Origin of the sequence: Treponema medium, assembly GCF_017161265.1 — a bacterium.
GTDB lineage: Bacteria > Spirochaetota > Spirochaetia > Treponematales > Treponemataceae > Treponema > Treponema medium.
Map to the genome: position 1 here is coordinate 453,097 of NZ_CP031393.1, position 17,161 is coordinate 470,257.

Here is a 17,161-nt window from a genome sequence, read left to right on the forward strand (position 1 = left end):
TTAACAAACTAAACTGAGCAGGTAACGATACGGCTAAACCGCTTCTTTCCGGCGCGGAGAATGAGTTCTCCTGTTTCGTCCAAGGCGGCGGCGGTAATGACGGCTTTAAAGTCAGTAACTGATTCTCCTGCGACAAGCGCCCCTCCCTGCTCTATTAAACGGCGGGCATCGCTCTTTGTAGCACATAAACCGCTTTGTACATATAAATCGACAATCGAAATCCCCTGCTCAAAAACGGTACGGTTCATTTCTACGGTCGGCATTGCGCTTTTATCGCCGCCGCCGCCGAATGCGGCTTTAGCACCGGCAAGCGCCGTATCTGCTTCATCTTTCCCGTGTATCTCTTTGGTGACTTCCCATGCAAGCCGCTCTTTCGCCTCGTTGATATTGCCTGCACAAATACGGTCAATCTCTTCGATCGGCAAAAAGGTAAACAGCAGCATAAAGCGGCGTACATCGGCATCGTCAACATTCCGCCAATACTGGAAAAAGTCGAATACGGGGGTCATCTCCTTGTCTAAAAAGAGTGCGCCTTTTTCGCTCTTTCCCATTTTTTTACCGTCGCTGCGAGTAATGAGGGGGAAAGTAAGCCCGAACACCTCATCACCGGTCTTGCGGCGAACTAAATCGACCCCTGCGACGATATTGCCCCACTGGTCGTCTCCGCCTATTTGCAGACAGCAGTGATGTTTTTGGTGCAGCATTAAAAAATCGTAGCTTTGCAGCAGTTGATAATTGAACTCAAGAAAAGACAGTCCCGTTTCCATCCGTATCTTGTACGCCTCAAACGAAAGCATCTTGTTAACCGAAAAACAGGAGCCGATGTCTCGAAGAAAATCGATATAGTTTAAATCGGCCAGCCAGTTTTTATTGTTTTCGGCAAAGGCTGTTTTTCCGTCAAATCCGATAAACCGATCGAGCTGCGCTTTTATTTTTTCAACATTTTCATCAAGTTGCTGATAATCCAGCATTTTGCGCATCTCAGTCTTCCCCGAAGGATCTCCGATGCGTCCCGTGCCGCCGCCAAGCAGCGCAATACCGATATGACCTGCATCACGTAAATGCCGAACTGCAAATTGAGGTACGAGGTGCCCGATATGCAAACTACCGCCGGTTGGGTCGGTACCGGTATAAAACGTAACCGGACCTTTATCCATTAACGCGGACAGCGCTTCCACATTGGTGCATTGCTGAAAAAATCCGCGATCCATTAACGTTTGTAAAGCTTTATTCATAAACGGATGATACTCTTTTTTATAAATAAATGCAACTTTTGACCGCATGACTGCGCGATACAAAAACCGGTTTTCGATTCTGAAAATACTCAACGTATGATTTCGATAATTCACATCATAAATTCATAATGATAAATTACATCAGTAGTTCGACATCTCCTTTACAAAAGCCGATTATCCTATTCACTAAAATCTTTAAATGAGGTATCATTTTAGCCGTTTTATGAAAAAAAGGGGGAATCCGTTATGGATATTCAATCGGTATTAAAAAATCTACACCCGCTTGAAATCAAGGTATTAAAGAACTTTAAGATAGGCGAAGGATTATATGCGAAAAAACTGCAGGAGGTTTTGCAGTATAAAGAAGGTCATGCAAATCAGGCCTTTTCATGGCTCAAGCTCAAAGAATTAGTAAAAGAAAAAACGAGAAAGACAACCGTTGTCTATGAATTGACGGAGCTTGGCAAAGACTATGCAAAAAACGGATTGCCTGCCGAGCGGATTATCCTATTGTTAAAGGAAGCAGGGCCGCTCAAGCTGCCCGAAATCGCGCAGAAACTCGGTTTGCAGAATAAGGATGTCGGCTCTTCCTTCGGGGAGCTTTCAAAAGCGGGCTGTGCCGCGATGAATGATGAGAAAAAAGCGGCATATATAAAAGACCCTGACGATAAAAACTTTCTATTGAAAAAAGCGCTGCTGAAACGTGCAGCAGAGGCTGCCGAGTGCCGTCTGCCTGAGGACTCTTTAACGGATGATGAAAAAACCTGCATTGCCGATATTGCGAAAAAGCGCGGCGCTGCGGATGCCGCATTCAAGATTATTGAACGGGACGAGATTGTCTACGCCTTTACGGATATGGTTGCCGCAGTACAGAAGGCGTTGAATGCGGCGGGTATTACCGGCGATGAAACCGGACAACTGACGTCCGAAAGCCTTAAAACAGGCGCGTGGAAAACGCAAACCTTCCGCAGCTACAATATCCAGCTGCCGCCAGCCCGCGTTATCCCCGGCAGGACAAACCCCTACGTTGATTTTTTAGAGAGCGTCAAAGATAAACTCACGTCGCTCGGCTTCGAGGAATTTGATGGGCCGCTGGTCGAAACGGATTTCTGGAACTCTGATGCGCTCTTTATGCCGCAATTCCACGCAGCCCGCGACATTCACGATGTGTATTACCTAAAAAATCCTACGCACGCCAAAGCGATCGAGGAACCCTTCCTTTCCCGTGTTGCGGAAATTCACGAAACGGGCGGGGACAGCGGCAGCCGCGGCTGGAACTATCACTTTGACCGCGATTTTACCCGGCAACTCTTGCTCCGCAGCCAAGGCACAGTATTGTCCGCTCATCAGTTGGCAAAGGCAAAAATCCCGGGCAAATACTTCGGTATTGCGCGCTGCTTCCGCTACGATAAGGTAGACGCAACGCACCTTTCCGACTTTTATCAGACGGAAGGTATCGTCCTCGGCGAACAGGTCAACCTGCGGACGCTGCTCGGTATCCTCAAGATGTTTGCCGTCGAAATTGCCGGCGCTACCGAAGTGAAATATGTCGGCGGGTACTTCCCTTTTACGGAACCTTCTATAGAAGTGCATATCAAGCATCCGGTACTCGGCTGGTTCGAGTTGGGCGGCTCCGGCATTTTCCGCCCCGAAGTTACCAAGGCGATGGGCATCGACGTTCCCGTTCTGGCATGGGGTATCGGCATTGACCGTATGGCGCTGATGGCATTGGGGCTCAACGATTTACGCGAGCTGTTCAGCACCGATATCGAAGGCGTCCGGCTCCGCAGATAGCACAAGGCAGGGATGCCTCAAAAGTCGGTTGCTTTTTCGACAGTCCCAAGCGCACGTAACACAAAAACGATATGAACCGGAAATCTTCTTTACTCAAAAGCGGTATCAGCCTATCCGTACTGACCCTTGTGTCGCGGGTTTTAGGGCTGATACGGGAAATGACCAAATCAGCCTTCCTCGGCACCGGCCCTCTTGCGGACGCCTTTACCGTTGCCTTTATGATTCCCAATCTACTCAGGCGCATCTTTGCCGAAAACAGCATGACCGTTGCGTTTATCCCTACTTTCCAGACCTATCTGGAGGGTGAGAAGTGCAATGCGCCCGATGCCAAGGCGGCGATGAAGGAGTTTCTTTCCGCAACATTCACCATGCTGTCTTTTGCCGTAACGGGTACCGTCATCATCGGGATTTTGTGCAGCGGTCTGATTATTGCGGTGTTTTTTCCGAAAATCGGCGACTTTTCCGCAACGGTACTCTTAACGCGCATCATGTTTCCGTACCTGCTGCTCATCTCCATTGCGGCATTCTTTCAGGGGATATTGAACGGCGTCCGCAGTTTCTTACCAACGGGAATTACGCCGATTTTGTTTAACCTGTCCGTTATCGGCTGCACCTTTGTACTCGCAAAGCCTTGCGGCAATCCGGCGCTTGCAATGGCAATCGGCGTGGTAATCGGCGGCTCCTGCCAAATGTTGTTTCAACTCCCCTTTGTGCTGCGCGCAGGCTTTTCGTTTAAGCTGATACCGTTCCGGCGCTGTGTACATAATGCCGGAGCGCGAAAAATACTGCGGTTGATTGTGCCGACACTCATCGGAACGGCAGTGTATCAAATCAACGACCTCGTTTCTACAGCGCTCGCGACATACTCCGGAGTTGGGGTCGCCGCAAGTTTACAGTATTCAATTCGTTTACAAGAACTTATTCTCGGCATCTTCGCTGTTTCTGTCGGCACAGTTATCCTGCCCGATCTTTCCGCCCATGCGGTTAATAAGCAATGGGAAGTATTTCAAAAACTTTTGCTGAATGCCGCAAAGATTATTGCACTCGTAACCGTTCCTGCAACGATTTTCCTGCTCTGTTCGGGAGAGCATGTCATCATTTTGGTGTATAAGAGCCGCCGCTTTACCAACGAGTCCGTCCGGCTCACCTTGCAGGCCTTTCAGTGGCATATCGCAGGGTTATTTTTTATCGCATTAAACAGGATTTTGACCTCGGCTTTTTATGCGCAAAGCGATACCAAACGTCCCACGATTGCAGGTATTGCGTGTTTCGGAATCAATATTGTGCTGGCTACGGCTCTGGCAGGCTTTATGCAAGGCGGCGGCATCGCGTTGGCACTGACGATTGCGAGCGCTGTCAACACCGGCCTTCTGCTGTATTTTCTTACCAAAAGCGATTCAATCGATGTGCGTACCTTGCTTACATCAGCCGCAGGTTTTACCGTTAAAATGCTGCTTTTTTCACTGATTGCCGCCGCACCGCTGTATTTTTTCGGAGCACGGCTCTACGATCCGTTAGCGGCGTACCCCCGCATTATCGCACAGGGACTTCCACTCTTTATCAGCGCCGCGCTTTTTTCACTGATTATTTTGACGTTACTTTTGATAACGGGAGATTCTTTATTAAAGACTGCCGTACAAAAAATACGGCGGCGGTAAACGCATTAGGCCTTATTCTTGACAGCTCCGCAGAAAAATTGAGGCTGTTCAACCAGAGTTGAACCACTTCGCGGTTCAAATGGTCTCACAGCCTCAATTTTTCTGCGATTTTTATATACTCGGCCTAATGCATTTACCACCTGTTAGAAAAAATATGCGAAATTTTATTTCCGTAAAATGCAACGGTTGAACAAAATATGAATTTTGGAAACTGTTGCATTCGTGCGCGAAAAGCGCACACATCAATGCGCAAGTTTTCGAAAGAAAACTTGACGGTTAAGGTGAGCGGCGCCATTGTAGACGCTCACCTTATACCTATGAAATTTCGCATAGAAGGAAAACACCCACTTAAAATACTTATGATGTGGTTGCTGGGGGCGTGGCAGTTTTTGTCTGGGAAACTATCCGATTGCGTTTAAGACTTTGTTCAAGCGGTTCTTATCAAAAAGATCCAGCGGGCGACCTTCCGTAAAGCGGCGTGCTTCTTCGGTAAAGGTACCGGCAGTCATACAAATCCCCTTACCGGCCTTCATCTCTTTAATCCTACCGTGAAAATCGCGCAGTACCAGCTCACCAACCGAGCCTTGTGACCGGAAGAAACGGTATATCACGAGATCCGCCCATTTAGAAGTATCAATTTCAGCAACAATATCGGTATAGGTTGCAAGAACGCTGATATCAAGTATCTTCACTTTAGCGTTAGGAAAGAAACGCGAAACGATTTTGCGGCATAATCCGACAAATTCACTTTGTCCTGCCATCAAATATGTATGGAGATTTTTATTCTGATTTAATTCCTGATAGCGCATAATAAGAGATGCGACATCTTTATATCCCGGACTGATGCTCTGAATTTCCTTTAATTGAATCAGTGCTTTTTGCAAGTCCTGCGTCTTAATCCGCGCAGCAGCTAAATTATAGCGCAGTTCATTCATGATATCCAACGGGATGCTGTCATGTTTTAAGCCGATTTCAAAATCTTCGATTGCCTTTTCTAATTGACCTGCACGCATCCGTATTAAACCCGCATAGAGCGCAGCGCGCGGTCCTACTTCGGGAGATACCCGCAAATGAGTGAATATCTTTAAAGCCTGATCATTTGAACCGACTTCATAAAAGCATTCCCCCATCGCAAAAAGTGCTTCTTTATTATCCGGCTGCACATCCAATACTTTTTTCAGACTGGGAAGTGCCTCTTGATATTTTCGTAAACTTTGAAGCGTATAGCCAAGATATTTTAACGCCATCACGTTATCGGGCTGACCAAGCAGGGCTTTCCGCAAAAACGGAACCGCTTTTTCATATTCTTTTTGAATATAGTAAATATATCCGAGGTTATAATTTATCTCAAAATGATTGGGATTGATATTTTTTGCCAGTAAAAGCCCTTTCTTAGCTTCTACGAATCGGTCTGTTTTCAGTGCGCTGATACCGTACCGTAAGCTGATTTCAAATTGCTCCGACGGAATACGCCCACTCATCTGATCCAAAAGCGGCGCATACGAAGCATAGGCTTTTTCCCAATCTTGATCCTGAAAGTATATATCTCCAACCATTAAAAGAGCGGTGCTGTCATTCGGATTTTGCGCAAGCCGTTTTGTTGCCTCGCGTATCACTGCGGCTTTATTTTTTTTGCCGATCGATAACGTTCCGTGACCTTTAAGCCCCGTCATAACAACCGTTACGACAGCAACAACTGCGATAATGATGAAAAGAGAGATAATTACAACAGACATACTGTAGGTATTATCTTATCTATTTGGATAACTGTCAAGACAAGCCTAGTTTCTGAAGTATTGCTTATTTACGTGTGCGGTGTCGTACGATATTCACCAAGGTTTAACTTCGGCAATCTTCAAGATTTGATAATCTTTTCGATTGTCGAATTTCAAGAAAAAGATTCCACAGCGGGATTAAATAAAGAAAAAAGGCCGCTAAAAGCACTGTTGCAGGTGCACCGATTGAAGTCAACGGAACGCTTACCGCTATCGACCACGGCATCAGCGGCGCTACGACAACGGCGGTATTCTCCAAGTAAGATGCAAGGATGTTTTTATCTTCTATAAGATCATCACACACTTGATGAGTCAGCATAATCGCCAATGTTTGATTGCAGGCAATCGCCGAAGCAAATACGGAGGCGGTAAGAACACTGCCGAATACGGTAATACGGCTGCTGAGCCACCGCATAATTCGCTGCATTCCATCGAAAAAATGAGTTCCCTTAAACATTCCCGAATAACAAGACGAAATGCAGATAATTGCAGATACCCGTATCATCGAAACAATCCCTCCGCCGGCCATAAGTTTTGCCAGTTCCGTATCTTGAGGATGAAAACCGAAAAAGACTATTTTTATCAGCTCTGCCACCTGTATATGCTGCAAAAATCCGGCGCAGAACAACCCTGCAAGGCAGCTTATCGCCATCGTTATTTTTACATCGATTTTAAATAACGAAAAAAGGATGATGATAACAGCAGGGATAGTCGTAAAAAGCGAAAGGTTGTAATAATCGGTGAAGATACGGAAAGTCATATTGCTTTCTGTGCCGGAATTAATGATAGTCTCAATAATACTATTTCCCGCGCTGGGATTGATGATAATCCCGATGATGCCATACAGAACAGCTGTTACGATAAAGGGGATAAGTGCGGTTTTCACCATCATTTTGATATTATTGAAGACATCAGTATGCGTTAATCCGCTGATGAGATGCGCTCCCGACGACATCGGCGAGCAGCGATCTCCAAAAAATATCCCCGAAATAACAGCGCCCCCTGCATATATAACGGGAATATTCATACTGTTTGCCAATGTCATACAGATAACACCGATGGTGGCGGCGCTTCCGAAGGCGGTACCCATCAAAAACGACACAAAGCAGCATAGTAAAAAGCAAATCAGCACCATAGCCTGTGGTACCGCAAACATAGACGCATAGTACACGATAAAGGCGATAGTACCGCATGCACGCCATATTGCAGTGATACAACCTATCAGCACAAAGATTATCAGAATATTTTTTACGGTGAGGATTCCACGGAAGGAATAGCAAAGCATCTCCTTCCGTGTTTTGCCTTTGATAAGACCAAATGCAAAGAAGAGCGCATAGCCGAATATCAGTGCATATAAAATTGAATAGTGAAGAATAACGCAGATAATTAAACTGACGGAAAACAGCAATAGAATACATAATTCGAGCATAAATGTTCTACGCTCCTTTCTGTCATTATTATGCAGAGATACCTATCTGTCAATGAGGAAGGCGCAAGGCAATTGCATCAGGTGGTTCTTGGCAAGCCCGCAGAATAATGGAGATCGTCCAAGCAGAGTTGAACCTCTTCGCGGTTCAAATGCTTACCCAATCTCCATTATTCTGCGATTTTGATGTATTTGTCTGATGCAATTGTCCTTTTTCTCAAAAATAAAGTGTGCGAAATTTTATTCAAAATTTCGCACAAAAGGAAGGCAAAACCTCATCAAGGCAAAAAAAAGGTGATAATCACGGTACGGCTAAAGGAGAGATGTAAAGGCCGTACAATGACTATCACCGGGATTAGCTGTTGTTTGTATTAAGCCGGCGCGTAAGGTTTTGCCTTACTGTGCAAGGCTTTTGTAAATTTTTTCTATATTAGAAGTCATCCGTTCCATATAGGATAAACCGTCCTCAGCCGACTCAATCGTATAGATTGTTTGCACCGAAGCTCCGACTTCTTTTGCTAAGGTTGCCGAAACTTGCGGACTTGCCGCATTTTCCGAGAAAACAACTTTAATTCCATATTGGTTACAATAATCTGCTAATTTTGCTAATTGTTGTGCACTCGGTTCTCCGCCAGAAAATACATCTTCCACGCTATTCTGTTCAAGTCCGAAGTCACGGCAAAGATAGCCGAACGCTGCATGTCCGGTAACAAAACGGCGATGGGTTACTTTAGCAAAATTACTGCGGTATTTTGCTAAAAGCGCATCAGCATTCGCAATAAAAGCTGCGGCATTCCCCTTATAGAACGCAGCATTTGCGGGATCTACCTCGCTTAAACCGTCAGCAATATTCTTGACCATCACTTTAGCGGATTCAAGGCTCAGCCATGCATGAGGATCAACTGCATCGTGGTCGTCATCATGATCATGATCATGGTCGTGCTCGTCGTGGTCATCATGATCGTGCTCATCTTCGTGGTGGTGGTGGTGATGGTGTCCTTCTGCGAGTTCGATCGGTTTAATACCGTTACTTGCGCAGATAGTCTTTATCGTATCCTGCTTTACCGCATGGAGAGCATCCGTAAGCCACGGTTCCATACCGAACCCGTTGTAAACGACAGCCTTTGCCTGCATTAAGAACTTTAAATCCCCTGCCTTGGGTTCAAAATCATGAGCTTCAACTCCCGACGGGATAATCGTATGGACGTACACCTTATCTTTACCCACAATTTCCGTGAGTTCCTTCATCGCATCAAAGGTTGCTGCAACGGCAACTTTTCCTCCCATGTTTTTTTCGGTTTTTCCGCCGGCAAACAGGTTTACCGCGGCGATGCCGAAAAACATCATACAAACTGCTGTAAAAAACAATTTCTTCATTAAGAAAACTCCTCTTGCAATACTACTTGCAAATCGGTTGCAAGTATACACAAATGCAAAAAGTTTGCAAGTAGCAAATAAGCATAAAAACTAATTAAATCTAAAGAAACCCTTTAAAAACGGATTCGCAATCCGCTTTTGCGGATATGATAAATCACTTCCTTACAGAACAAGCCGATAGGTTTGATGTTTTTAGAGGTTCCCATATATCATACTTTTTATACTTGAGGAATTTTTCCGCCTCTTTACAGAACCGGATATTAGTCATACAGTAGCAAGGATGAAACTGCTCCATACCGCCGATTTGCATTTGGGAAAGACGCTGCACGAAACGCCGCTACTCGGTGTGCAGGAAAAAATGTTGGACGACATTCACGATATTCTTACACGGGACGACTATGCAGCGCTGATTATCGCAGGCGATGTGTATGACCGTGCTATTCCTTCGGCGGAGGCGGTTTCGCTTTTCAGTCGGTTTCTTGCACGGATACGGGAGGATTGTCCCGATACGGCGGTACTTATCATTCCCGGCAACCACGACTCCGCGCAGCGGCTCGCCTTTGCTCGCGAGATACTGCAAAACCAGCGTATCTATATTGCACAGGATACAAGCAGGCTTTCCGATCCGGTTATTCTTACCAAGGGCACGGAAAAACTTGCGATATACCTGCTCCCGTTTTTAAACTTTGGTGCCTTTTCGGAAGAAACAAAAGAAGCGTATCATACGGCAGGGGATTCTCAGGCGGAAATGGCGGCGGTTGCATCGCACATACTGAAACAAGCGGTACCGCCGGGCATACCCGCACTGTTAGCGGCGCACCTTTTTACCATCGGCGGGCAGAGTTCCTCCAGCGAGCGCACTTTTATCGGTACGGCTGAATATGTCAATCCCGACCTTTTTTCTTTTTTCGATTATGTTGCGCTCGGACACCTGCACCGCTGCCAACGGATAACCGACAGAATGTATTATTCGGGTTCGCCCCTCCCCTACTCCTTTGATGAATCGGATGATACCAAGTGCGTTCTTTCAATAGATATTGACTGTATACCGAAACAAAATACCGCCGGAAAGCAAAACAAAGCGAAAGTTAGAGCGGAACTCTTCGATACTGAGACAGCTAAAGCTCATGCGGAGCTTTTCGATGCGGAGATAACGAACTCCCGCACAGAACTGTTTGATGCGGAGAACCTCCAGCCTGCTATAGACGGCACAAAGGCTCCGCTCAACATTGAGCGGATACCCATCATTTCAGAGCGCCCGCTCAAACGGCTTGAAGGCAATTTTGAAGAGTTTTTTACCGGAAACCGCTACGACGAATGGAGCGGCTGCTATCTGGAAATCACCCTGAACGATGCCGAGGTTATTGCACACCCGATGCAGCTGCTGCGGCAAAAATTTCCGTTTTTGCTGAGTATCCGGCAAAAGAGTTTTATGAATCGGGAACAGCAGGATGGAGACGAGCAGCTGACACTCCGCGAACGGACGGCTGAAGACCCGCTCACGTTAGCCGAAAATTTTAGCCGGTTTGAAATCGTTATTAACGGCGAGGCGAACCAAATGAAGCAGGAGCTTTTTGAACAGCTCTGCAAAGAGGCTATTGATGAGACCTAAAGAACTGATACTGCACAACATCGGCCCTTTTACCGGCGAGCATACCGTCAACTTTGACAGCCTCGGCTCCCTCTTTTTAATCTACGGACAAACCGGCGCCGGAAAGACCACACTCTTTGACGCCATTTCCTACGCCTTCTACGGAAAGCCGCTCGGCGGAAGATCGGGCGTTATGCGGAACTTGCGGAGCCACTTTGCGGACGACTATGCAGTCTCCGATGTCATACTCACCTTTTTTATCGGAGCGCAGATGTACCGAATAAAACGGCAGCTGCCGTATACCAAAGAAGGCCGGAAACTGGAAACACCGGAAGAAGTCTCCCTCGAATGCTACGAAAACGGCAGCTGGGAAAACCGCTCATCGACTAACAAGCGGGAAACCGATGCTTCAATCCAAAACCTGATTAAACTTTCCGACAAAGAGTTCAGCCGCATCGTCCTTTTGCCGCAGGGAGAATTTGCTCAGTTTTTGCGGGCACAGTCGAGCGATAAAAAAGAGACGCTGATGCACTTGTTTCCTATTAAACGCTACTCGGATTTGATGCAGGAAGCAAAGCTCCGCGCAGATATGCTGCAACAGGAAGCGCATACAATAGAAGCAAACCTTGAAACCTTGCATACCCGCTTTGTGTACCACCGTTACGAAAGCGACCGCGCGGAGCTGCTGAACGAAATTGACCGTATCAGGGATGAACACGGCGGCGTTCTTACTGACCTACAGACAAAGAACACCGAGCTTGAGCAGGAAAAAATACTTGCAGAAAAGCGGAAAGAGCTGGAGCGGGTTACCGAAGAGCTGGAAGCATGCCGCGTCCGCGAAGAGGATATCCGCAATTTAAAAGCGAAGATTGAAAAAGCGCAGCGGGCAGCTCCGCTCGCAGTCCACGTAAATCAGCTCCTTGAGTTGGAAGCGGCATGTGCGGCGGACGAGCGGCAGATACGGGAAAAACGGGAACGCATGGAAGAACTGACCGCCCGTATGAACACTTTGCAGGAACGGCACAACGAGATCACCGCAAAAGAACAGCAGCGGGACAGCCTCTATGCCGTCATCGATTCGCTGCGGAAAGCCGCCGTGTTGGAACAGGAAATCGGAGCGGAGCAAGTCGAAGAAGATAACCTGAAACGCGCCGCTGCTGCCGCCCAAGCGCAACTGCAACGCATCGAAGCACAGCTCGCCGCCGTTACGGAAAAAACCGCCATCCTTGCTCCCGCCGTCGATGCGCTTGACGAGCGGGAACACGCCTACCGCAGCCTGCAAAGTCGGCTCGACATAGAAAAACAGCTGCACGATATGTTATGCAAACAAGAGCAGCTTGCTACCTTTTTGCACAGCTATGCGCAGGCTGCGGATAATGCGCGGAAACAGCTTGCGGAGATCACTCGCGACTGTGATATTCAAACGGAACAAATCAATAGAATAGAAGAAGAAAAAAAAGCGGCGGAACGGCAGCGTGCAGCGGCAGCGCTTGCGGAACACCTCGAAGAAGGAAGCCCCTGCCCCGTCTGCGGTTCGGTACATCACCCCGCACCGGCTCAAGAAGCTGCAGAAAGTGCGTTCAGCTTTGACGAGCGGATAGAAACGGCAAAACGGAGCGCAGCAAAACTGCAACATGAAAAAGAAAAAGCGCAGACGGCGCTCGCCGGTGCGGAGGCTTCGTATACAAATTATCAAAAACAAATAGACGAACGGGTAGCAGCGGCGGCTGATTTACAGCTGCGGTATAAAGAATGCAGCGCGGTTCCCTTTCCGGAAGGAAAGGATGCGGCGGAATGCCGCATTAAGGAAACCGCTCAGCAGATCAACGAGGCGGTGCAAGCGTACAACGCATCCCGCAAAGCCTTTGCCGAACACAAAACACTGGAAGAAGAAGCCCGCCGTTTGCAGCGGGAGCGGCAGGAATGTACGCAGCAGCACCATAGCGCGGAACAACGCTTAAGCGGAGTTTCTGCCGCGCTGCAAGAAAAACGCCGCCAGTTTGACCAAGCTTTTTCTCAACTACCCGAAAATCTGCGCAGCGTTCAGCTGAGCGCGGATACGGAAATTTTAGACAAACAGGGAACCGGCGGCAAAACCGAAGTTCCCGATGCCCCTGTCGGCAATACTGCACCGGAGCAATACGAAGTCCCCGATGCGGAAACCGCGTTGGAGCAATGCGAAGCGCTGCTGCAAGAGCTCAAACTGACTATCAACGCCTACCATACCGATGTTTCAGAAGCAACGCAAAACCTTGAACGGATCCGCGGAGAATTGTCTACAGCGGAAACGCACGGACAGGAACGTGCACAGCAGCGCAGCGAAAAAACGGCACAACTCGAAGCCGCGTATATAAAAGAAGGTTTTGCCGATTTGGAGGATCTGCAGCAAGCCGTGTGCAGCGAACCGGAAGTTGCGCAGTGGAAAACCGAAATCGACACCTTTTATGAGCAGTACGCGGCATACAAGCAGGCGGCGGCCGGATTGGAAAAAGACGTTACCGCGACGGAGCCGCGCGACCTCGATGAGCTGGAAACTGCCGTCGAAGCCCTGCGCCAACGGTATGATGAAATACAGGCGCGGCTCGAAGTCCTCAATACGGAGAAAGCAAAGCTGGAGGAGCTGCACGCCCAGCATACGGAACTGACAAAAGCCCTCGCAGTCAAAACAGCGGAGGCGCAAAACTGGGTAGCCCTTGCAAAAGACCTCTGCGGCAGCAATCCGCGAAAACTCCAGTTCGACACGTGGATTCTTTCCGCCTTTTTGCACGAAGTAACCGTGTTTGCAAATAAGCGGCTTGAGCGGATGAGCGAGGGACGGTACCGGCTTGCAGTCAGTGAAGAGCACGGCGCAGGGAACGCATACCGAGGCCTCGACTTGGAAATCGCCGACGCCTACACCGGTAAATGCCGCCCCTCTGCGACCCTCTCCGGCGGGGAAACCTTTATGGCCTCCATCAGCCTTGCGCTCGGCCTTGCCGATTCCATTCAGGCACGGGCAGGCGGCATCAGAATAGATTCGATGTTCATCGACGAAGGCTTCGGGTCACTTGACGAAAAAGCCTTGGAAAACGCTGTCAGCATCTTAGACGAAATACGCGGGAACCGGATGGTCGGCATCATCTCGCATGTCAGCGAACTGCAAAGCCGCATCCCGCAAAAGATTGAAGTGATAAAAACCGGAACGGGTTCGTCCATCCGACAAGGAAAACCTTAACCTTGACTTTACTCGGATGGGGGTATAGTATAAGGGCTCTTAATTAATTTTTGGGATATTTTAAATACCTTAGCTTTAGAATATCCCGCTTGTCAAAGTAGGTGCTTATGAATTTGAAAAACGCACTGGTTAAAAGACTATACAAACATCCGCGTATTATTTTAGGCATTATCCTCGGCATCACGCTCTTCTTTGCATTGCAGCTTCCGCGTATCCGATTTGATAATAATAATTTCCGCTTTATACCGGAAAGCGATCCCTCTCGAATAGCGGATGCCGAAATGGCAAAGATATTCGGCGATTCGGTGCCGCTCCTGATCGGAATCCAACGACACTATTCGACGGTCGTTGATCGAGAATTTTTAGAAAAAATGCAAGAGCTGGATAAACAATTGCTTGCATTACCGCTTGTAAAAAATGTCGTTTCGCTTACGACAACAACCCATATCGAAGCGGCAGATGATTCAATTGTGAACGAAAAACTTGTGCCGGAACGCTTAACCGGTTCGCCGGAAGAATTGAAGACAATTACCGAACGGCTCCGTTCGATGGACACCTATAATCGAAGCTTGGTTTCCGATGATTTAAAAGCCACACAGTCTATTATCTTCCTTAACATAAAACAGGAAGAAAGCGGATCCCCGGAAACGGTTTCCGTATGCCGTGAAATAATGCGCATCACGGAGGAATGGGACTTCCCAGACTCCGTTACCTACGTCACCGGCGCACCGGTTTTTAGCGAAATTGTCAATGAAGCGACCAGTCATGATTTAATGTTTCTTGTCCCTATCGTCGTCATCATCGTGGCGGGCGTCTTATTTTTTTCGTTTAGAAGATTTACCGGCGTATTTTTACCGCTGCTCACCGTTATTATTTCATGCATTTGGGCAATCGGTGCAATGGCATTGTTGCAAATTCCGTTAACCATTCTTTCGACGGTACTACCCGTTATTCTGATTGCCGTTGGCAGCGCTTATGGTATTCATGTTATCAATCACTATTTTGATGAAGTAACGCAGAGCAAGGAAATCTCTCGGGAAACGCATTCGGCGCAGATTGTCGAAGCTATGTCGCGGGTTATTCCGCCTGTCTTTTTAGCAGCACTTACAACCTTTGCAGGCTTTGTATCGTTCTGCTTTACGAGCGTTGTCCCGATTTTCGAGTTTGGAATATTTTCGAGCTTTGGCGTACTTTCGGCCTTTATTGTTGCGGTAACGCTTATCCCTGCAATTCTTATTTTACGGGGACCGCGTAATCCGACCATCGGCGGCCGCTTTGGGGCAAAATCGAGCCACAGCGGTATTATCGATCGGATTATTGCCGATACACTGATGATTGTTCATGCACATAAACGCAGTGTACTTTTGGTCAGTCTCGGTTGTATTATTTTTGCCGGTTTGGGGATTTCAAAACTCGTTATCGACAACGTATTAATGGAATACTTTGAACCGGATGTACAGGTTGTCAAAGCCGATCCGTTTATCCGAGAAAATTTTGGCGGTTCAAAATTACTGAACTTAGTTATCAAGGGTACGAAACAGGGAGATGTTATTCGCCCCGATGTGTTGCAGGCAATCGATTCTCTTGCCGAGTATGCGGAAGAAAATATCCCCGAAGTAGGAAAAATTACCTCGCTGGCGGACGTTATTAAACGGTTCAATCAAGTGTATAATGCGGATGCTCCGGCAGCAGGACTGGCAGCTACAGGGCATACTCCCCAGTCGTCCTCCGACGGACAAACAGCTGCTACCTCGACTGTAGTTTCCGGTGCGAACTCCACCGAAAAAGAAGAAGATTCGTTTGGCGATTTCGGCGACTTCGGAGATGCAGACAGCTCATGGGGTTTTGATGATGTTGACACATGGAGTGATTCGGAGCCATCCGCCTCGGCTTCCGGTAAAGCAGGGTACGCTGCAATGGAAACACAAAAAGAACCGGTGTATACTTTTTCTGAAATCATCGAAAAACTTGCCGAGGCTCAAACAGCCCGCCGCGGCAGATATGTTTCCGCGACCGAGGTGATCGATGCATTAAAGAAGGATGTCAATTATAAAGGCGCTGCCTACTACGAAATTCCTACGGATCCTCACAAATACGGCAAAGAAACTCAGGAAGAGCTTACCGCGCTTATTCAAAACTACCTACTTCTTATGGCGGGCAATGTACAGGATTTTATCGACGATACATATACCCCAACCACGCTTAAAGTAAATATCCAACTGCGGACACTCGGTCAACAAGACAGCGAACAGGCCTTGCAAGCAATCATGGCATACGTTAAGGATAATTTTCCCAAGGATATATCCGTAGAGCCGAACGGTTCAATGTTTATCGAACAGTCGTTAAATACCCTTGTGGTGCAATCCCAGCTGATTTCCGTTGCGGTGTCGTTCGGCATTGTGTTTTTAATTTTAGCGGTCTATTACCGCTCCATTATCGCGGGTATTATCGGCATTATCCCGCTGATGATTTCCGTTGCGTTGAATTTCGGCTTTATGGGAATCGTTGGTATAAAACTCAATATCGGTACGGCAATGGTGGCAAGTTTTGCAATCGGTATCGGTATCGATTATACCATCCACTATTTAGCCGCCTATCACCATGAATATACCAAACGACGTGACGACCGGAATTTCCTTATCCACACGTTCTACGGTTCCGGTAAGGCAATTTTGTTTAATGCGGTGTCGGTCGGTGCAGGATTCGCCGTTTTAATGCTTTCAAAGTTTAATATGCTGTCCGAACTCGGTCTATTGATTGCGTTGGTGATGGGTACCAGCTCTTTTGCAAGCTTAACGGTACTACCGACCATCCTTTCAATTGTAAAGCCGCGGTTTATCACCAAGCCGCTACCGGAGGATAGTGTAGAGCCGTAGGCTTTGATATGGGCACCTCTAAAAACTCGGTTAGATTTGCTTCGCATCCTTCGGAACAGAGGCGCCCGTCGAGTTTTTAATAAGTCTATAAATATAAATGACTTATTAAAAATATCGCAAATTAAATCTAAGGGAAACCTCTAAAAGCTGAAAGCCTATCGGTTTTTTCCTGTAAGGAAATGATTCATTATATCCGCTAAAGCGGATTGCGAAAC

9 protein-coding genes are annotated in these 17,161 nt (G+C 47.4%); 5 read left to right on the forward strand and 4 right to left on the reverse strand.

The features are described from left to right. Positions 1–8: 8 nt before the first annotated feature. Positions 9–1,235 carry a tyrosine--tRNA ligase gene (gene tyrS / locus DWB79_RS01965; RefSeq protein WP_040859344.1) on the reverse strand — a complete coding sequence of 409 codons (1,227 nt, stop codon included), beginning with the start codon at positions 1,233–1,235 and terminating at the stop codon, positions 9–11. Positions 1,236–1,481: 246 nt separating this feature from the next. Between tyrS and pheS the strand changes: the two genes are divergently transcribed. Further along, the gene (pheS, locus tag DWB79_RS01970) at positions 1,482–3,029 is read left to right on the forward strand and encodes a phenylalanine--tRNA ligase subunit alpha (RefSeq protein WP_016522388.1); all 1,548 of its coding nucleotides are present in this window, start codon (positions 1,482–1,484) and stop codon (positions 3,027–3,029) included. Positions 3,030–3,100: 71 nt separating this feature from the next. Beyond that, on the forward strand, positions 3,101–4,687 hold the full coding sequence (murJ, locus tag DWB79_RS01975; protein ID WP_016522389.1) for a murein biosynthesis integral membrane protein MurJ: 1,587 nt from the start codon (positions 3,101–3,103) through the stop codon (positions 4,685–4,687). Positions 4,688–5,088: 401 nt separating this feature from the next. On the opposite strand, the gene DWB79_RS01980 is transcribed toward murJ, so the two are convergent. From DWB79_RS01980 to DWB79_RS01990, 3 genes are all read right to left on the reverse strand, one after another. Beyond that, a complete protein-coding gene (locus tag DWB79_RS01980) occupies positions 5,089–6,423 on the reverse strand; it encodes a tetratricopeptide repeat protein (RefSeq protein WP_016522390.1) in 1,335 nt (444 codons plus the stop codon). A gap of 103 nt (positions 6,424–6,526) precedes the next feature. Next, positions 6,527–7,891, reverse strand: a complete 1,365-nt coding sequence (locus tag DWB79_RS01985; RefSeq protein WP_016522391.1) for a Na+/H+ antiporter NhaC family protein — start codon at positions 7,889–7,891, stop codon at positions 6,527–6,529. 393 nt (positions 7,892–8,284) lie between these two features. Continuing rightward, on the reverse strand, positions 8,285–9,265 hold the full coding sequence (locus DWB79_RS01990; RefSeq protein WP_016522392.1) for a metal ABC transporter solute-binding protein, Zn/Mn family: 981 nt from the start codon (positions 9,263–9,265) through the stop codon (positions 8,285–8,287). A 280-nt stretch (positions 9,266–9,545) separates the two neighbouring features. Here DWB79_RS01990 and DWB79_RS11980 point away from each other — a divergent pair, with 280 nt between their 5' ends. The 3 genes from DWB79_RS11980 to DWB79_RS02010 all read left to right on the forward strand — a co-directional run bounded on the left by DWB79_RS11980 (position 9,546) and on the right by DWB79_RS02010 (position 16,946). Then, a complete protein-coding gene (locus DWB79_RS11980) occupies positions 9,546–10,877 on the forward strand; it encodes an exonuclease SbcCD subunit D (protein WP_016522393.1) in 1,332 nt (443 codons plus the stop codon). Next, positions 10,867–14,070, forward strand: coding sequence for an AAA family ATPase (locus DWB79_RS02005; RefSeq protein WP_016522394.1), 3,204 nt, complete (start codon positions 10,867–10,869; stop codon positions 14,068–14,070). Before DWB79_RS11980 ends, DWB79_RS02005 begins: the two co-directional genes overlap by 11 nt. Positions 14,071–14,177: 107 nt before the next feature. After that, a complete protein-coding gene (locus DWB79_RS02010; protein ID WP_016522395.1) occupies positions 14,178–16,946 on the forward strand; it encodes an efflux RND transporter permease subunit in 2,769 nt (922 codons plus the stop codon). Positions 16,947–17,161: the final 215 nt, after the last annotated feature.

Excerpts from the sequence above, each read along its gene's own strand:
- tyrS (WP_040859344.1), bottom strand. The coding sequence starts at position 1,235 with ATGAATAAAGCTTTACAAACGTTAATGGATCGCGGATTTTTTCAGCAA.
- pheS (WP_016522388.1), top strand. The coding sequence starts at position 1,482 with ATGGATATTCAATCGGTATTAAAAAATCTACACCCGCTTGAAATCAAG.
- murJ (WP_016522389.1), top strand. The coding sequence starts at position 3,101 with ATGAACCGGAAATCTTCTTTACTCAAAAGCGGTATCAGCCTATCCGTA.
- DWB79_RS01980 (WP_016522390.1), bottom strand. The coding sequence starts at position 6,423 with ATGTCTGTTGTAATTATCTCTCTTTTCATCATTATCGCAGTTGTTGCT.
- DWB79_RS01985 (WP_016522391.1), bottom strand. The coding sequence starts at position 7,891 with ATGCTCGAATTATGTATTCTATTGCTGTTTTCCGTCAGTTTAATTATC.
- DWB79_RS01990 (WP_016522392.1), bottom strand. The coding sequence starts at position 9,265 with ATGAAGAAATTGTTTTTTACAGCAGTTTGTATGATGTTTTTCGGCATC.
- DWB79_RS11980 (WP_016522393.1), top strand. The coding sequence starts at position 9,546 with ATGAAACTGCTCCATACCGCCGATTTGCATTTGGGAAAGACGCTGCAC.
- DWB79_RS02005 (WP_016522394.1), top strand. The coding sequence starts at position 10,867 with ATGAGACCTAAAGAACTGATACTGCACAACATCGGCCCTTTTACCGGC.
- DWB79_RS02010 (WP_016522395.1), top strand. The coding sequence starts at position 14,178 with ATGAATTTGAAAAACGCACTGGTTAAAAGACTATACAAACATCCGCGT.